The following is a 16,931-nucleotide window of genomic DNA, read 5'->3' on the forward strand; positions in this document are numbered from 1 at the left end:
GGCAGATTGCCTACGCGTTACGCACCCGTGCGCCACTAGCGGTATTGCTACCGCCCGTTCGACTTGCATGTATTAGGCCTGCCGCTAGCGTTCATCCTGAGCCAGGATCAAACTCTCCATTGTAAAAAATGCTGAGCACTTGCCGAAGCAAGGCCGATGTCGAGTGCTGATCCGACCCGTATTGACGAGCTTATTTCTTGTACGCTGCTCGTTGCTCTGCCGAAGCAAAGCAAGTCTTACCTATTTGTCTTTCCAGTCTTTCAAAGAACGTGTGCCGGTTCCTGTTGAACCCGCCGTGCGGTTGCCGTGGCCACCTCTTCTCTTCGCCCCGCGGGGCGCAGGATCTTAACTACTTAGCGGCTGCCGTTCGTTCCCGACTCCCCTGCTTTTTTTGCAGCCCGCTCAGCGTTTCCGTTCGGGGTTGCAAAGGTAAGCAACTTCTTTTAGTTGGCAAGCAAGTCGAAGAAAAATTTTCTAACCTTTTTTCTTCGCTTTCCGTTGCCGGCCGCCTCCTGCTGAAGCGGGGTGCAAAGGTAAGAACCTTTTTGCCTTCCGCAAGCAGTGCGCTACTTTTTTTAGAAGCCGTTTTTCGCTGCCGCTCGCCCCATTCCGTCTGATTGGGAGTGCAAAAGTAGTAGACCAGTTTGAACTACGCAACCCTTTAGCACATAAATGGACGTTTTTTTCTTCGCAGCAAAGGGCTATTGGCTTGCAACTGCTTAATAACCAATACACAATTCTGCTTAACCCATTCCTTATGTGGTAAGCTCAAGAGTCTAATCAGTTTTCGATGAGAGTAGTTTCGCGGGAAACCGACTGGGTTGTATTTGTGAGCAGATGCCTGCTTATCTCTATTCTAGTGTAATCAGCGGGACTATTGATATAGCAGGAAGTGATAATTGGCGTCAATTCGGCATTCTTGTTCTTATATATAGATAGCAGCAAACAGGAAGTCCGATACTTGTGCTGAAGAGATATTGGCACGTCTCATCAATTATGGAGCTTCTATAGGAACGAAAACCTTGAAAATGAGAGCCTAAACGCTATGTTATTATGGCTTTCCGCAGATTCATCAGTCCCTGTACACTTAAACAGCTTATCAAATGCTTCTAGCCAGGCTAGGAGCTAGGTGGTGGTTTGTGGTTGTTCGATGTCATTAATAGCGCCGGCACTGATTATGGCCTTACCCCTGATGTTTGATTGGGAAGCTGTGCACAGGAAAGGGATTGTCGGTAACTGGTAGGACGTAAGTCCCCTCCCCTACTCCAGCCGCTGTAGCCGAAAAGCCTTGCCGTAGGCCTTACTTCTACATTAGATTCTCGAACGCTTTTCCGTTAGTGCCTCGGAGTAGAAGCAAGCAGGCGAGTGATGAGTTAAGAATAGAAACGTTTCATTAGCCTGACACGACGTTGAACGAGTGCCGACTTCACGGGTTCGTACACGAAGACATCCTGGGCATTCTGGCGTACCACTATGCGAAACAGCTGTTTCAGCTTTCGCGTGAAATGGTATACTGTCACGTATTCCGCCCAGTCTTCCGTCCCGGTGGTGCTGCCGTACAGCGAGACGAAGGGAGTCCAGTGTAATAAGGAATATACTTGAGTGGCTTCGGCCGTGGTCAACATTTTACCCCCGCGGCGAAATTGAATATGCATTAGCAGGGTATGCCGTAAAGCGGGGACAGGAACGGTCCGATTTCTGCCAAACTCCGGCGGTAAAGGACTTGGCGGTAGCACTGTCGAGCAGTTGCCCTGCTGCATAGTAAGCTGGCGTTAGCTTCAGCTTGGCATCGACTACGTGCGTGGCTTCGTGCAGCAGTATGTAATCGATGGCAGGGCGCAGGCCAGCTTCTATGGCCACCTGCAATGAGGAATTATTGGCAGCAAAACACGTGCGCTTCTTTTCGGTAAGCCACTCACTTGCCGTTTGCGGCAGAATAGCGGCTCTGATGGTGATGTCGAAAAGCGGATGTGCCGCAGAGCTAACGGTGGAAGTGAGGGCCGTATTCGGCATGTCGTCCAGAAAGCTCAGGCGGCGCAAATGGTCTTTCAACACACGTTGGTGCAGTGGAGGCAAGGCTGAGAGGGCATCAACAACGAGGCGGTGTTCGGTAGCGGTGAGTACGTGCAGCCGCGGCGCCATGCCAGCTTCCTGGAACTTCTTTATTACGTCGTCCGGCGCGCTGCCGACACGCTCGAGCAGGGAAGTAGATGGCGCTTGCGCTGCGCAAGGATGGCTACTTCCAAAGTGTTAAACGAGGAGGATGATGGCACTAATGAGTCGTGCCAGGCGAGAGCGGTACATTATGATTGCGGCCTATTCAATGAAGAGGAAAGAATGAGTAAAGTGAGCTGGCCGATTGGCTGGTCAGCTAGCTTACTCTACAATAGTCACCACAAGTGTGCTGGCCGACGCACTTCGCTTCTGCTGATACATAATTGCTCTTCGCTAACGTCCGCCTAATTCATCTTTTGCATCGGAGCCACTGGCCCACAAAAAAACCGGGAGCCTGCCAATGGCAAGCTCCCGGTTTTTGGATAAGCAGAAAGTGGTTAGCGCACGAAGAAACGGCTGGCGTACGACTTGTCGCCTGACGTATAGCGCACGATATAACCGCCGGCAGCCAGGTCCGAAACCGACACGGCGCCGTTGCTGAGCGTACCCACGACGCGGCGGCCCAGGTACTGACCCGTCAGCGTGTAGATGTCGAGGTAGGCATCTTCCGAGGCCGCACCCGTGAAGCGGTAGTGCAGCTTGCCATCCACCGAGCTGGTCGGGAACACCTGGAAACCAGCAGTGGCAGCCCCCAAGCTTACCGTGCGGATTACCGAAGTGGTAGCCGTGCCGTCGCTGTCGAGCTGACGCAGGCGGTAGTACAGCGTGCTCACGCCGGCAGGCAGCTTATCGTCCAGCCAAGCGTAGTCGTGGCGCACCGTAGCCGTGCCGTTGCCGGCGACGTAGCCCAGATCGGCGAACTGCTTGCCGTCGGTGCTGCGCTCCACCACGAAGCCAGCGTTGTGCTTTTCCTGGGCCGTGGCCCAAGTCAGGCTGACGCTGTTGCGACCTTCGGCCTGCGCCACAAAGTTGATCAGTTCAACGGGCAGCGGCTGGGGCGGCAAGCTGGTAGCGTTGATACGCACGCTGGTGGTGTTGCCGGTGCCGCCTTGGTTTGCTGTTACGATGTCAAGGTCACCGTCGCCGTCCAGGTCGCCGAGCAGCACGTTGTTCGGACCGCTGCCCACCGTTACGGTGGCGCGGGCGCCGAAGCTGGCGGCGGTAATAGTGCCAGGAGCCGAAATCTGGTTTAGCCGGATGCTGACGGTGTTGCCACCGCCCGTGGTGCCGCCGCTGCCGTAGTCAGAAGTGGCAATGTCAAGCTTACCGTCACTGTTGAGGTCACCCAGGGCAATGCCGGCGGGACCGGTGCCTACGGTGAAGTCCACCTTCGTAGCAAAAGCAATGTTGCCCACGCCGGTGCTGATATTGCGCAGCACGGAGACGTTGTTGCCCCTGTTGTTGGAAGATACTACGTCCGGCCGGCCGTCACTGTCGAGGTCACCCACGCCAAGAGTCACCGGGAAACCGGCGGTGGTAAAGTCAACCTTGGTAGCGAAACTGGCAGCAACAAAAGCCCCCGGTGCGGTAATAAGGTTGCGCAGTACGCTAATGGAATTGCCCGTAGAGTTGGCGGAAATAATATCCTGTTTGCCGTCTTGATCGATATCGGCAATAGCAACCCCGTAAGGGCCGCCCCCCACCGTGTAATCGACCTTGGCGGCAAAACTAATGTTACCGGTACCGGTGCTGGTATTACGCAGGATAGAAACGCTGTTGCCGCCTTCGTTGGCCGTAGCAATATCCTGCTTCGCGTCGCCGTCAACGTCGCCGATAAACAGGCCGTAGGGGGTAGCGCCTACCGTAATCAGTTGAGCGGCGGCAAAGGCAATGTTTCCTACGCCAGTGCTGGTGTTGCGGAACACGCTCACGTTGTTCGTGGCGTCGTTGCTGGTTACCACGTCCAGTTTCCCGTCGCCGTCCAGGTCACCGATAGCAATGTTGTACGGGCCGGTAGCGCCGGTACCCACTGAGAAGTCCTGCTTGTTGGCAAAGTTCGGAACACCGTTGGTACCGGTATTGCGCAAGATGCTAATCGTCGTGCCGCTGCCGTTGCCATAGTTGGTCACGATCAGGTCGAGCTTACCGTCGCCGTCCACGTCGCCCAGTACTTCGTTAGCCGGGTTAGCATTGGTGGTTTTCTCTATCGCACCGCCGAACGAGGCTGTGCCATTCTCAGTGGCCACCACGAAATCAAACGTCTGCGGGTTACTGATGGCTTGGCCGCTGCCGTTCACCACCGTGTTGGGCACTACTACGTTCACCGTTTCACCGGGCTTGAAGTAGAAGGGAGCCGGGGTGATGGTTACTACGTTGTTATTGACAACCACTTGCGCCTGGCTCAGCGAGCCTACCTGGCTGCTGAAAACGCGGATTCTGGCGGCCGAAGCAGTAGGCACGTTTTGGCTGAAGCTCAGCACCACCGAAGCGTTACGGGCCACGGTCATTTCGTTATTGGCGGGCTTGAAGCTAGTTAGCGCAAACGGCGGGGTAAACGTTTGCGTGGACGTAGCCACACCACCGGGCGTCTTCACCGAAATGGGCCCAAACGTTACGCCCACCGGTACCGTCACCGATACCGAGGTGTTGGTGCCGCCTGCATTCGGCGTTACGGTTACGTCGTCGTCGGAACCGGTCTGGCCATTGAATATTACCGCGGTGGCATTGGCCAGGTTGTTACCCGTGATGGTTACCGTCTGGCCTACCGGGCCGGACGTGGGGGAGATGCCGGCAATAGAAGGAGCCGGGGCCGGGGCTATGAATACCGTAATGACTGCGCCGGTGTTGTTGGCAGTGCTCGACTCCGGGTCCGTGGATGTACTGGAGGCTTGGGCCGTAACAGTACCCGGCTCCTGCGGGTTGAACTCTACCACTTTTACATCCTGCCCACTAGCGGGCAGGTTAACGGCTGCGAACGTAACTACGCCCGTGCCAGTGCCTGCATTGTAGCTATACGAAGCACCTGCCGGAAATACCGTGAACTCGGCCTGCGACGCCGGCGCGCTGGTAATAGTAATTTTTTGTACTACCGCGTCGGCCCCTGCGGTGGCAGAAGTCTTGCTGGTTACCGAAAAGGCCAGCGCATAGCCGGCTACGACGGACCCATTGTTTGGCTGGGAAGCGCCAGTAGTGGTAGTTACGTCGGGTTTAACAACGTTGATAGTTGAAGTAGCGCCCGTGTTATTACCAGTATTGGTATCCGTGTCGGCGCCTGTAACGCCAGTTCGCAGGGTGCTCGATGCCTGGCCGCTTACTGATGCCACATCTGGCGCATCGAACGTAACCGAAGCTGACAATGCCGTAGCGTTTACTCCCAGATCCACTGGTCCAAAGGTCCACGTAACGGTGGTGCCATTACGGGCATGGGTAGCGCCACCGCTGCCGGAGCCGCTAACCGTAAAATCGCCTTGCAGTACCGTGCTGGGCACGTTGGTAAGCACGATTCTCTGGATTACGCCGGTAGCGGTGCTATTGAGGCCAGAGCCACCGGGATTGGTGGTAGTGGCTGTAAAAACCACAGCAGTACCAACTTTAGCGTTGCTACCATTGGCTGGCGTGCTGCTCGTCGTTGTTCTCACATCAACGTTGGCGGCATGCGCGCCAAATGCGCTCAGCAGCAATACTAGCAAGGTGAGCAGTCTGCCCGTTGTGCTCTTGGCTGCCCCCAAACTGGCAGCCCGACTCGCAGGCCAAATACGTACGAGTTTTTTCATGCAGGAAAATATTGTAGGATGGAAAAACAAGCCCAAAACATCCAATGGCTTCTGAATGAAGACCTTTGAATCCTACAAAGATACTAAAGTACCAGGTTGAAACACGATAGTCTCAAAATAGGACGCAAGTAAAACATCCGCGCTGCCCAGCTTTCCGTAGGGCGGCGCGGATGCATAGCAGCGGTTCAAATCCAGGTGTAGAAGTTATTTGGGCTTGCGTAGCAGATAACGCGTCATAAAAATGCCCTGCCCCGTGGAGCCGGCGCTTTGGAGCGTCTGGGTAAGCGGTGTCAACTGCACCAAGTCCCAGCCATCGGCCTGCAACTCCTGCAGGTAGCGCAGAAGGGTTTCTTCGTTGGCGCGCACGTTCTGCAGATTGATGCCCGTCAGGCTGAAGAGGTTTTCCATCTGGGCTTCCTTGGTACCCTTGAACTCGGGGGTAAATATCACCCGCGACCGGCCCAGCCCACCGGCCACGATGGACTCGATGGTGGTCATCTGCATGAATTGGTAAGAGCCGGCTTTTGACACCTGGGCCATACTGCGCTGGGGTAGCAATGGCAACAGCAGCAGTATCAAAACAGGAAGCGAACGAAGCAAACGGGGAAAGTGCATAACGCGGAACGGAGTAAGGAGTAACGTCAGCGCCAAAAGTAGCCGCCCCGCTCACCCGCGGCAATGGCATAATGATGTGAGGCCCAGCGGCCCGTACCAATTTGGTAACACCAGCTCCACCCGCACGGTATACAGCGGCAAGCCCCTGACTGACATGTCTACTTCTCCCTATCAGCTTCCCACCTATGCGCCCGGGTCGCGGCGCCTGCACGTGGTCATCGAAACGCCTAAGGGCAGCCGCAATAAGCTGGCGTACGACCCCGAATTGGGCTTGTACAAGCTCATGGGCGTGCTACCCGAAGGCAGCGTCTTCCCCTACGACTTCGGCTTTGTGCCCTCTACCCTGGGCGACGACGGCGACCCGTTGGACGTGCTGCTCCTCATGGATGCTCCGACCTACCCGGGCGTAATCATCGAGGCACGCCTGATCGGGGTGCTTGAAGCCGAACAGCCCGAAGACGGCCAGCCCCAGCGCAACGACCGGTTGCTCGCCGTGGCCGCTGAATCGCGCCAGCACAAGCACGTGCGCGACATCCACGACCTGACGCCCCAGTTGCTGCACGAAATCGAGCACTTTTTCAGCTCCTACAACCAGGCCAAGGGCCAACCCTTCCGCATTCTGCACCGCAGCGGGAAAAAGCGCGCCGAGGAGCTGGTGCACCAAGCCACGCAGCGCACCGGCACCTAACCCTCTTGCCTGCCCATTGTGAAGCATTTCCTGAACGAAGTGGTGGGCCTGCACGCCAATTCCCATAACATCAGCGCACTGCAAATGTCGGTGCGGGCCGTGGTGGTCTTTTCACGGCGCGGCTGTTGCTGCGCCTGTCGGGCAAGCGCACCTTCGGCAGCAACAGCCCCTTCGACGTGGTGCTGAGAATCATCCTTGGCGCCGTGCTGAGTCGGGCTATTGTGGCTGCCTCTCCTTTTGTGGGCACGCTGGTAGCGTCGGCAGTGATGGTAGAGCTCTGCACCACCTGCGGGCTATGGCCGCTTACCGCAGCCACGCCGTGGGCAAGCTCATCAAGGGCAGCTCCTACGTGCTGGCCGAACACGTGGAGCTGCACCGTGGCAACATGCAGCACAACAACATCACCGAGTGGGACCTGATGGAAGGCGCACGCGGCAATGCCCTGACCGATAGCCTGGCCGATGTAGAAACCGTGCGCCTGGAGCGCGACGGCGACATCAGTGTGGTTCTAAAGAAGCCGCGTTGGGGCAATTCTACTGCTACGGGGCAGGCCGGCGCAACAGGTAAATAGCACCGTCGTTGCCGTCCTTGGAATTGTTGGGCAACACGTTCATCAGCTCCCATTGCGCAGCGGAAAACTCGTTGAGCAGCTTGCTCATGGCTTCCCAGCCTAGCTCCTTATTATCAGTCAGGGTATACCGTTCGCCCAGCAGGTCCGTGACTTTTACCCATTCCTTTCCCTGGTAAGCCGGCGAGAAGTAGATCCGCCGGCCTTGGTAGCTGACGTGCATAAATTGGTAACGGGGCGCCGGTTGTTGAGCCTGGGCCGGAGCAAAGAAGCTGCCGATATACAGCAGCAAGCCAGTAATTAGTAAACGCATAGGCTTAAGAGTAATGCCCGCTGCTTAGCGAGCTTGGTTCGTCACCTGCCAAGACAAAAACTAAGCCTTAACGCAAACGCCAGCCCGGTTTTACCGAACTGGCGTTTGCAATCAGCGTTTTACGTTTTTCAAGGGTTACTCCCGCTTGTTCTTGAGCAGCAGCCGCAGCGAAGCCAGCTCGTCGCGGAACTTGGCCGCCTGCAGGAAGTCCAGCTCCTTGGCCGCACCTTCCATCTGCTTCTCGGTTTGCTTGATGAGTTTCTCCAGGTCTGTTTTGCTCATCATGGCCACCACCGGCTCGGCCGCAATAGCCAGCCCGCCACCATCCTCGTCGGGGCCGGCATAGGCCTGGGGCTGCTCCGGAATGCGGTAATCGGAAAGCGAAGTCTGTTCCATGATGGCCTCGCGCGACTTACGCACGGTGCGCGGCGTGATGCCGTGCTCCTCGTTGTAGGCCATCTGCGTGGCCCGGCGGCGGTTGGTTTCGTCCATGGCCCGCTGCATCGAGCCGGTGATGCGGTCGGCGTACATGATGACCTTGCCCCGATCATTACGGGCGGCGCGTCCCATGGTCTGAATCAGGCTGCGCTGGTCGCGTAGGAAGCCTTCCTTGTCGGCGTCGAGGATAGCTACCAGCGACACTTCCGGCAGGTCAAGACCTTCGCGCAGCAGGTTTACGCCGATTAGCACGTCGATTTCGCCCAAGCGCAGTTGCCGCAGGATTTCCACGCGGTCCAGGGTCTTCACGTCCGAGTGCACGTAGCTGACCTTGATGTTCAGGCGCTCCATGTACTTGGTCAGTTCCTCCGCCATGCGCTTGGTCAGCGTGGTAACGAGCACCCGGTCGCCCTGCTTCACGCGGTTGTCCACCTCGTCGAGCAGGTCGTCGATTTGGTTCACACTCGGCCGCACTTCGATTTCGGGGTCGAGCAGACCCGTCGGGCGGATGATCTGCTCCACCACCACGCCGCCGGCGCGCTCCAGCTCGTAGTCGGCGGGGGTAGCCGATACGTACACAGCTTGCCGGAACATACTCTCGAACTCGTTGAAGGTCAACGGACGGTTGTCCATGGCCGAGGGCAGGCGGAAACCGTACTCCACCAGCGCGGTTTTGCGGCTTCGGTCACCGCCCCACATGGCCCGAATCTGGGGCATGGTGGCGTGGCTCTCGTCCACCACCAGCAGGTAGTCGTCGGGGAAGTAGTCGAGCAGGCAGAAGGGCCGCGAGCCGGGCGAGCGGCCGTCGAAGTAGCGCGAGTAGTTCTCAATGCCCGAGCAGTAGCCCAGCTCCCGAATCATCTCTAGGTCGAACTCGGTGCGCTCCACGATGCGCTTGGCCTCGGCATCGCGCCCCTCCTTCTCGAAGTAGGCGTGCTGCTGCACCATGTCGTACTGAATTTCCTTGATGGCCTGCTGCAAGGTGTCCTTGCCGGTCACGAACAGGTTGGCCGGAAACAGCGCCACGTCCTTTTCCTCGCTCAGCTTCTTGCCGCTTTCCGGGTCGATGCGGTGAATGGCCTCGATTTCGTCGCCGAAAAAGTAGATGCGGTAGGCGTAGTCTAGGTAAGCCGGGAAGATGTCCACCGTGTCGCCCTTCACGCGGAAAGTGCCGCGGGTAAACTCCTGCTCGGTGCGCGAGTACAGGATCTGCACGAACTGGTAGAGCAGGGCGTTGCGCGAAAACTTCAGCCCCGGCTTGAGCAGCATCATGTTCTTGCCGAACTCTTCCGGGTTGCCGATGCCGTAGATGCACGACACCGAGGCAATGACGATGACGTCGCGGCGCCCGCTGAGCAGCGAGGAAGTGGTGTGCAGCCGCAGCTTCTCGATTTCCTGGTTGATAGCCAGATCCTTCTCGATGAATACGTCGGTGGAGGCAATGTAGGCCTCGGGCTGGTAGTAGTCGTAGTAGCTGATGTAGTACTCGACGGCGTTATGCGGGAAGAATTGCTTGAACTCGCCGTAGAGCTGCGCGGCCAAAGTCTTGTTATGGGCCAGAATCAGCGCCGGCTTGCCCGTTTGAGCAATGACGTTGGCCATGGTAAACGTCTTACCGGTACCGGTAGCGCCCAGCAGCACCTGTGCCGGTTCGCCCGATTCGACACCCGCCACGAGCTGGGCAATGGCTTTGGGCTGGTCGCCGGTAGGCTTGAATTCAGAGGTCAGTTGATACTCCATGCGGGGAGGTTTCGGGGAGCGGGAAGATAACCCTTCTTAACTACGCCGCTGCCCGCGGGGTTTCCGCTCAGGCAAAGAAAAACCCCACGGCTGGAAGCCAGCCGCAGGGTTCGACCCAGGTGAGTGAATGGGTAATGCGGGTTACATCAGTACTCAGGGGGCCAGTTCCGCTTTGCCGCCGCCAAACTCCACGCTGGCCGACAGGCCCACGGCGTAGGGCCGGGTGCGCTTGCCCCAGGTTTCGGTGGGGTTGGCGTTGAGCGTGGTCAGACCGGCTTCGGCTTCGGGCCCTACGTTCAGCTGCCAGTTGCCGGCAGCGTAGCGCACCCCGGCGCTGCCGCGGGCCGAGCCCAGCACGCGGCGGTACGAGCCGTCGTCGGTAGCGCTCTGGGTGCCAACAGCAGTGCGGTTGCGCATCAGCACGTTGACGGCAGCGCCCACGGCGGCGTACACGCCCCAGCCCTGCTTGCGTCCTTCGTAGCGCACCTGCACCGGCATACCCACCGTGGTCAGGTGGTAGCGGCCCGTCAGGGTTTTGCCGTTGCGGTCGGCGGGCATATTGGCGAGGCCGGCAGTGTTTCTTGGCGCCACCTCAAAGGCGGTGTTGCCGGAAATCGACGTCAGTTCTGCGCCCGTCAGCAGCGTCCAGTGCTTGCGGCCCAGCGGTATGGCGGCGCCAAACTGGGCGCGGTGTGCCAGCCCTGGTTGCAGCTGCGTGGGCTCAGGGGTGGTCGGAGCATAGGAGTTGAAGGTTAGCGGAGCCGAGCGCAGCGCAATGCCGCCGCCCAGAGAGCTGCTGACGTTCGGCGCGAAGCGCTGGGCGGAGTAACCGCCACGCCACCGCCAGCGGCTGGGCACGGCCGATTTTTCCGATTCCTGCTCTTTCTCTACGTCCTGGCTGGCCAGCAAAGCGGGTGCGCTTACCAACGCGGCCTTCAACGAATCGGGCCGCCGACCACCGAGGGCCGCGCCGCGCAGCCGGGCGGCTACGGGCTCCAGTCCGGCTTCCGTCCAGTTGGCTGCTGAGGCAGCCGTAGCGGCCACTACCAGCGGCGAAGCTGCTTCGGTATTTTGTCCGTTCGGGCTGATAGCACCTCGGCTGGCAATACCGGTGGCACCATTATCAATACTGCGCGGCATCCCGGCGGGCATAGTCCGCGGCTGAGGTACCCCAGCCGGCGCGTGCCCGCCGAAGGCTTGGCGAATAGCAGCGAGGGCCCGGCCAGCCAGGCTGCCTTCGGCGGCCTCCTGCTGGGTAGCAGCGTGGGCCCGGCTTGCGGCGGCTACGCTGCTGGCCATACCCGAGGCATCGTTGGTAGCCTGAGTAGCACCGGAGTTAGTAGCGGCATTGGCCGCAGCGGCGTCGGTAGCCGTCGGCAGCTGGCCGCCCCGGCTGTTAGTCGCCGTGCGCTGGTGAGCGGCCACCGTGCCAGCAGCTCCGCTAGCCTGGCGCAGGGCTTCTACGTTGATGACCGAAGCGGTACTATTGGTGCCGGTGGGCGTGAGGTTGCGCTGCGCCAGCCAGCCACCGAAGCCGAGCGTAGCCACGGCGCAGGCAGCCGCGGCGAGGCGGCGGTAGCCCACCAGCCGGCGGCGGTAGCCCTGGTTTTCGCGCAGCAGCAGCTCGTGGTCGAGCCGCTCCCACACGTCGGCGCGGGGTGTAAGCTCGGCCTCAGCGAACTTCTGGCGGAAGAGCTCCTCCAGGTTGCCCGTGGGCTGCTGATGGTTGTTATTATCGGAAACGGGTGTCATTGCAGCGTTGGTCGAGTTTCTCCAGCTTGGCTTTCAGAATAACGCGGGCCCGGGAGTACTGCGACTTGCTGGTACCCTCCGAGATGCCCAGCATCTCGCCAATTTCTTTATGGCCGTAGCCTTCGATGGCAAACAGGTTGAACACCATGCGGTAACGCGGGGCCAGTTCCTGCACCATCTTGAGTAATTCTTCGAAGTTATAGTTCGACAGGATCAGTTCCTCGTCGGCTACGGCTTCGGGGTATTCGTTTTCCGTGACGGCCAGCATGGGGGCGTTGCGGCGGTGCTGGCGCAGGGCGGCGTTGATCATGATACGCCGAATCCAGAATTCCAGCGGACACTCGCGGCGGAAATGGCGCAGGTTGCTGAACACCGTCACGAAACCTTCCTGCAGCACGTCTTCGGCCTCGAAGGTCGTTTGGGAGTAGCGCGAGCACACGGCCAGCATGCGGCCGGCGTAGCGAACGTAGAGTTCCTTCTGCGCCACGCGGCTGCCGTCGAGGCAGGCGTCGATTAGCTCGGCTTCGCTCCAGCGGCTGGAGGGCGTGAGCGGGCGCGTGGCGGCGGGCGGTGGGGGCACTTCGCTAGCTTCAGCGGGGGTGGCGGTCAGCCCCCCGACCAAGCGGCCGAGGCTGCTGCTGCCGAATGCGGCGAGGGCGCTCATACGCGGGCCCGGCAGGTGCGGCCGGGGGCGCCATTGCGCCGCGGGGTGCGGCAGGCCAGGGTAGCAGGTAACAAATTTTTCATGGGCTAACGGTTCACGGTAGCTGAATGGCACCGGCGTGTGGGCTCCGGTATTGCTAGGAGTCGGGGCCCGGTCTGGCGGTTGCAATGGGTGATTATTTTTTTGAAACGAAATCGAATACTACTGCTAGAATGACCTTGCGGCTGGGTTTTATCGACTTGCCGGCACATAGTATCGGCCACCGGGCCGATGTTAGAGTTGGTTGTGGGCCCGGATAAGCGCGGCAAACGCGTCGCGGTAGGTGTCGCCGATGGGTAGCAGGCGGCCGGCTACCTGCACGCGGCCGCGCTCCACGTGCTCGATACGGTTCAGGGCCACGATGTAGGATTTGTGAATGCGGGCAAAGCGTTCGGGGGGCAGCACTTCCTCCACGCGGCGGAAGGACTGCAGGGTAAGAATCTTGCCGCCGGCGGTGCAGATCAGCAGGTACTCCTTCATGCCTTCTATATAAAGGATATCGTCGAAGGCGACGCGCTGCAGCCGGTGCTCGTTCTTGACGAACATGGCATCGGGGCTGGTGGCTACGGCGGCAGGCTCGGGCGCCGGTGCTGACGCCAACGGGGCAGGTGCGGCGTGCTGGCGTGCTTTGCTGATGGCCTGTACAAACCGCTCGAAGGCAATGGGCTTGAGCAGGTAGTCCAGCGCGCTTAGCTCGTAGCTCTGCACCGCGTATTGGTCGTAGGCAGTGGTGAAAATGATGCGCGGCGTCGGCGCGGGCAACAGCTGCACGAACTGCAAGCCCGTAATACGCGGCATGTGAATATCGAGCAGTACGAGGTCGACGGGGTTGTCCTGCACGAAGGCCAAGCCCTGCAGGGCATCGTGAAACTGCCCGCGCAACTCCAGAAAAGGCACCTGCGCGCAGTAGCCGGCCAGCAGATCGAGGGCCAGCGGTTCGTCGTCGATGATGACGCAGGAAAGCTTGCGGCTGGGCGTGGTAGGCTCCATGAGTACAAGATAGAGAGAACGATAACCGAAAAGCGCCGCGGCGTTTACCCCGGCCACAAAGTAAGCACGGCGCGGTAATGCTCGGGCGTGGCGCTGATGACCAGCTGGTGGCGCCCCGGGTAGAGCAGCTCCAGCCGGCGTCGCAGATTGACCAGGCCCACTCCACCGGATGGTTCTAACCCGGCAGGTGGCCGGCTGCCGGCCGGCGCCACCGCGTTATCGACCACGAAATGCAGGGCGCCGCTCTCGGGCTGCTCCAGGCGCATCCTGACCACGGGGCGAGCTGTCAGGTCGCCGTGCTTGAAGGCGTTTTCTACCAGCGGCTGCAGCAGCATGGGCGCAATAGGCCAGCTGGGAGACTCGCCGAGGCCGACGGTATCGAATACAATAGCGGCCGGGCCGGTGGCGGGCAGGCGCAGGCGCTGCAGCTCCAGAAAGCTGCGCAGGTGTTGCAGCTCTTTGGCCAGCGGCACGGTATCGGCGCTGCTCTCGTAGAGCATGTAGCGCATGATTTCGGAGAGGCGCAGCACGGCCTCCGGCGCGCGGTCCGATTTCTGGCTGGCCAGGGAGTAGATGTTGTTGAGCGTATTGAATAGGAAGTGCGGGTTGACCTGCATTTTCAGGGCCGTCAGCTCGGTAAGCAACTGCTGGCGCTCCAGCTCACGGCGGTGGCGCTGGGCCCGTAGGTAGTCACGCGTCACGCACAGGGCCGAGCTGAGAAACAGCAGAAACAGCGCCGCCAAGGTATATTGCAGCAGCAGGCGTGGCAACTCTTCGCCGCGCATCGGCGAGGTGGCTTGCAGGGGCAGCAGGCGGTTGGAAAAGAAGCGCAGCAGCTCGTAGAGGCTTACCAGCAGCAGCGCCCCCAGGCTGTAGCGCCCTACGCGGCCCTGCCCGAGCGTGCGCGGGATGAGTATTCGCCAATTGAGGTAGAACAGGCCCGCGCCCAGCACGTCGATGACCACCGTGCGCCCCAGCCAGGGCGCCCAATGGGGAGCTGGCATTTTGGGGTTGAGGCTCTGCGCGTACAGCACAAACGCATCGACGCCGAGCAGGTACAGCCAGAGCACGGCGTGGGCCCAGCCCGGCACGGCGGCGCTATCCGCGGTACGCTCCTGCCGGAACCAGACCCGCAGTCGATTAAGCCAGCCAACGGGTTCTAGCGCCGGGTTGAGATTGGCAACACTTTCCATACAGCAAAGTAGCGCCGCCGGGGTGCAATCCGCCGGGCTTCTCAACGAACTGGCTGCGGCCCGTCATCAACTGGCCAAAACCGGCCGCCAACGCCTGCTGGGTAGTTGTGGGTAACGGACCGGAGGATTAGACACCACTTATTGAGCTATTCGCGGAAGTTTTTGGGCTGTTGGTGGATTTTCCGGGCAGCGTGTTGGGGTGCCCGCCTACGTTTGTTTCACTGCTCGCCCTTCTGACGCTATGAAACCAGACGAACTCTTGATCGAAACCCAGCACCTGACCTTCCGCTTCGGCGGGCGGCAGGTACTGCACGATGTGGACCTGCGGGTGCCTCGTGGCAGCATTTACGGCTTTCTGGGCCCCAACGGCGCCGGCAAAAGCACCACCATGCGCTTGCTGCTGGGCTTGCTGCCCGCCCCGGCCGGCGCAGTGCAGCTCTTCGGCCACGACCTGGCCCGGCACCGCCTCGGCATCCTGGCCCGCGTGGGGGCCCTCATCGAAACGCCCTCGCTCTACGACCACCTCAGCGGCCACGACAACCTAGAAGTAACGCGGCGCCTGCGCGGCCTGCCTACTGGCCGCACTGCCGAGGTGCTGGCCACCGTGGGCCTGGCAGCCGATGCGCACCGCCCCGTGCGGCAATACTCGCTGGGCATGCGGCAGCGGCTGGGCCTGGCCCTCACGCTGCTGCCCGACCCAGAGCTGCTCATCCTCGACGAGCCCACCAACGGGCTGGACCCGCAGGGCATCATCGAGATGCGCGAGCTGCTGCGCAAGCTGCAGCAGGAACACGGCAAGACCATTCTGCTCTGCAGCCACCTGATCAGCGAGGTGGAGCGGGTGGCCACGCACGTGGGCGTGATTCAGCAGGGGCGCTTGCTGTTTCAGGGCAGCCTGTCGGCCCTGCAGCGGCGGCGGCACTCGGCGGCGCAGGTGGTTATCGAAACCGACGACGCGCTGCGCTGCCGCAACCTGCTGCCGGCCGAGTTTGGGGCGGCCACGGTGCTGAGCCCCGGCACGCTGGGCCTGCCCTACCACTCGCAGGAGCAAATGGCCTACCTGGCCCAGCAGCTGATAGCCGCCGGGCAGCCGCTCTACGGCCTGCGCTGCGAGCAGCCCAGCCTCGAACAAAGCTTTCTGCACCTCACCGAAACCGCTCTGGCCGGATGAACACTGCCCTCCTCGCCCCTACCCCGGGCCCGCTGACGCAACTGCGCCGCAGCCTAGCCGCCGATACGCTCAAGCTGAAGCACACCGCCGCGCTGTGGCTGGCGCTGGGCAGCGGCGCCCTGCCAGTGGTGCTGTACCTGCTGATTTTCTACTTCAAAGGGCAGTATCTGGTGAAGGCCGGGCAGAACCCCTGGCCCAGCTACATCAGCCACAGCTGGCAAACCACGGCCGGCCTGCTGCTTCCCCTGTTTGTGGTGCTGCTGTGCAGCCTGGTGCTGCACGTAGAAACCAAAGCCAGTGCGTGGAAGCACCTCGACGCCCAGCCGGTGGGCCACTTGGCCACCTACGTCAGCAAGCTGCTGGTACTGCTGGGACTGAATCTGCTGGCGCAAGTCGTGTTCGTGGTGCTCCTGCTGGCCTCCGGCGCTTTGCTGGGGCTGCTACGGCCGGGCCTGCTTTTCTCGGATTACGCACCTCCTGTGGCCGCCATGCTCACGCTGCTGGGCCATACTTACTTGGCCACGCTGGGCATATTGGCCTTGCAGTTCGTGGCAGCGCTCTGGTGGCGTAACTTTGTGACGCCGGTAGCCATTGGGATGGGTTGCACGGTAGTGGGCCTAGCTTTGCTGCGCTGGGAATATATTGATTGGGTGCCCTACGCCGAACCGCTGCTGGCAACGAGCAAGGCCATGGTGAAGGGCAAGGCGAATACGCTGACCGTGGCCCAGGTTTTCAACCAAACCGAACAGCTAGCTGTCGGCTGGTGGGTGGTGGTGCTGACGGTGGCCTACCCGCTGCTGCGCTGGCGCCAGCAACGCCAGTAAGTCAGCCTCCTACTGGCCTGCTCGCTCCTCCCGGAATAGCAAACAATTTTGTCTGCCCCGAATGCAACCTCACCCACAGGCCCTGCGACACTTGTCCCGAATGCAAAA

Annotated in this window: 13 protein-coding genes and 1 rRNA gene; 4 read left to right on the forward strand and 10 right to left on the reverse strand. The window is 60.4% G+C overall.

Features of this window, described 5'->3' with window-relative positions:
• From B0919_RS00005 to B0919_RS00025, 4 genes are all read right to left on the reverse strand, one after another.
• A 16S ribosomal RNA gene (locus tag B0919_RS00005) occupies positions 1-123 on the reverse strand; the annotation flags it as partial.
• A gap of 1,503 nt (positions 124-1,626) precedes the next feature.
• Positions 1,627-2,055 (reverse strand): hypothetical protein, encoded by a 429-nt coding sequence (locus B0919_RS00015; protein WP_139361803.1) that lies wholly within the window; start codon positions 2,053-2,055, stop codon positions 1,627-1,629.
• 497 nt (positions 2,056-2,552) lie between these two features.
• Entirely contained in the window at positions 2,553-5,633 is a 3,081-nt protein-coding gene (locus tag B0919_RS00020; protein WP_176132780.1) for a beta strand repeat-containing protein, read from the reverse strand.
• Positions 5,634-6,032: 399 nt separating this feature from the next.
• Positions 6,033-6,368: a hypothetical protein gene (locus B0919_RS00025; RefSeq protein WP_078010147.1), complete on the reverse strand. Its 336-nt coding sequence runs from the start codon at positions 6,366-6,368 to the stop codon at positions 6,033-6,035.
• A 229-nt stretch (positions 6,369-6,597) separates the two neighbouring features.
• On the opposite strand from B0919_RS00025, the gene B0919_RS00030 reads away from it, so the two are divergent.
• Positions 6,598-7,131, forward strand: a complete 534-nt coding sequence (locus B0919_RS00030; RefSeq protein ID WP_078010853.1) for an inorganic diphosphatase — start codon at positions 6,598-6,600, stop codon at positions 7,129-7,131.
• Positions 7,132-7,426: 295 nt separating this feature from the next.
• Positions 7,427-7,702 carry a YetF domain-containing protein gene (locus tag B0919_RS00035; RefSeq protein WP_078010148.1) on the forward strand — a complete coding sequence of 92 codons (276 nt, stop codon included), beginning with the start codon at positions 7,427-7,429 and terminating at the stop codon, positions 7,700-7,702.
• Here B0919_RS00035 and B0919_RS00040 read toward each other — a convergent pair.
• The 6 genes from B0919_RS00040 to B0919_RS00065 all read right to left on the reverse strand — a co-directional run bounded on the left by B0919_RS00040 (position 7,671) and on the right by B0919_RS00065 (position 14,828).
• Positions 7,671-8,012, reverse strand: coding sequence for a hypothetical protein (locus tag B0919_RS00040; RefSeq protein WP_139361804.1), 342 nt, complete (start codon positions 8,010-8,012; stop codon positions 7,671-7,673). The two genes, B0919_RS00035 and B0919_RS00040, sit on opposite strands and share 32 nt — an antisense overlap.
• Before the next feature lie 135 nt (positions 8,013-8,147).
• Complete coding sequence (uvrB, locus tag B0919_RS00045; RefSeq protein ID WP_078010150.1) at positions 8,148-10,190, reverse strand: excinuclease ABC subunit UvrB; 2,043 nt, start codon at positions 10,188-10,190, stop codon at positions 8,148-8,150.
• 153 nt (positions 10,191-10,343) lie between these two features.
• A complete protein-coding gene (locus tag B0919_RS00050) occupies positions 10,344-11,942 on the reverse strand; it encodes an outer membrane beta-barrel protein (protein WP_078010151.1) in 1,599 nt (532 codons plus the stop codon).
• Positions 11,923-12,606: an RNA polymerase sigma factor gene (locus B0919_RS00055; protein ID WP_078010152.1), complete on the reverse strand. Its 684-nt coding sequence runs from the start codon at positions 12,604-12,606 to the stop codon at positions 11,923-11,925. The genes B0919_RS00050 and B0919_RS00055 overlap by 20 nt, the downstream gene beginning before the upstream one ends.
• 273 nt (positions 12,607-12,879) lie before the next feature.
• On the reverse strand, positions 12,880-13,635 hold the full coding sequence (locus B0919_RS00060; RefSeq protein WP_078010153.1) for a LytR/AlgR family response regulator transcription factor: 756 nt from the start codon (positions 13,633-13,635) through the stop codon (positions 12,880-12,882).
• A gap of 44 nt (positions 13,636-13,679) precedes the next feature.
• Positions 13,680-14,828, reverse strand: coding sequence for a sensor histidine kinase (locus B0919_RS00065; protein WP_078010154.1), 1,149 nt, complete (start codon positions 14,826-14,828; stop codon positions 13,680-13,682).
• Positions 14,829-15,069: 241 nt separating this feature from the next.
• Between B0919_RS00065 and B0919_RS00070 the strand changes: the two genes are divergently transcribed.
• On the forward strand, positions 15,070-15,999 hold the full coding sequence (locus tag B0919_RS00070) for an ABC transporter ATP-binding protein (RefSeq protein ID WP_254846427.1): 930 nt from the start codon (positions 15,070-15,072) through the stop codon (positions 15,997-15,999).
• Positions 15,996-16,823 (forward strand): ABC transporter permease, encoded by an 828-nt coding sequence (locus tag B0919_RS00075; RefSeq protein WP_078010155.1) that lies wholly within the window; start codon positions 15,996-15,998, stop codon positions 16,821-16,823. The genes B0919_RS00070 and B0919_RS00075 overlap by 4 nt, the downstream gene beginning before the upstream one ends.
• Positions 16,824-16,931: the final 108 nt, after the last annotated feature.

It is taken from the genome of Hymenobacter sp. CRA2, from assembly GCF_002007105.1.
Taxonomy (GTDB): Bacteria; Bacteroidota; Bacteroidia; order Cytophagales; family Hymenobacteraceae; genus Solirubrum.

Coding starts and splice junctions, on each gene's coding strand:
- B0919_RS00025 (WP_078010147.1), bottom strand. CDS start 6,368: ATGGCCCAGGTGTCAAAAGCCGGCTCTTACCAATTCATGCAGATGACC.
- B0919_RS00030 (WP_078010853.1), top strand. CDS start 6,598: ATGTCTACTTCTCCCTATCAGCTTCCCACCTATGCGCCCGGGTCGCGG.
- B0919_RS00035 (WP_078010148.1), top strand. CDS start 7,427: ATGGCCGCTTACCGCAGCCACGCCGTGGGCAAGCTCATCAAGGGCAGC.
- B0919_RS00040 (WP_139361804.1), bottom strand. CDS start 8,012: ATGCGTTTACTAATTACTGGCTTGCTGCTGTATATCGGCAGCTTCTTT.
- uvrB (WP_078010150.1), bottom strand. CDS start 10,190: ATGGAGTATCAACTGACCTCTGAATTCAAGCCTACCGGCGACCAGCCC.
- B0919_RS00050 (WP_078010151.1), bottom strand. CDS start 11,942: ATGACACCCGTTTCCGATAATAACAACCATCAGCAGCCCACGGGCAAC.
- B0919_RS00055 (WP_078010152.1), bottom strand. CDS start 12,606: ATGAGCGCCCTCGCCGCATTCGGCAGCAGCAGCCTCGGCCGCTTGGTC.
- B0919_RS00060 (WP_078010153.1), bottom strand. CDS start 13,635: ATGGAGCCTACCACGCCCAGCCGCAAGCTTTCCTGCGTCATCATCGAC.
- B0919_RS00065 (WP_078010154.1), bottom strand. CDS start 14,828: ATGGAAAGTGTTGCCAATCTCAACCCGGCGCTAGAACCCGTTGGCTGG.
- B0919_RS00070 (WP_254846427.1), top strand. CDS start 15,070: ATGAAACCAGACGAACTCTTGATCGAAACCCAGCACCTGACCTTCCGC.
- B0919_RS00075 (WP_078010155.1), top strand. CDS start 15,996: ATGAACACTGCCCTCCTCGCCCCTACCCCGGGCCCGCTGACGCAACTG.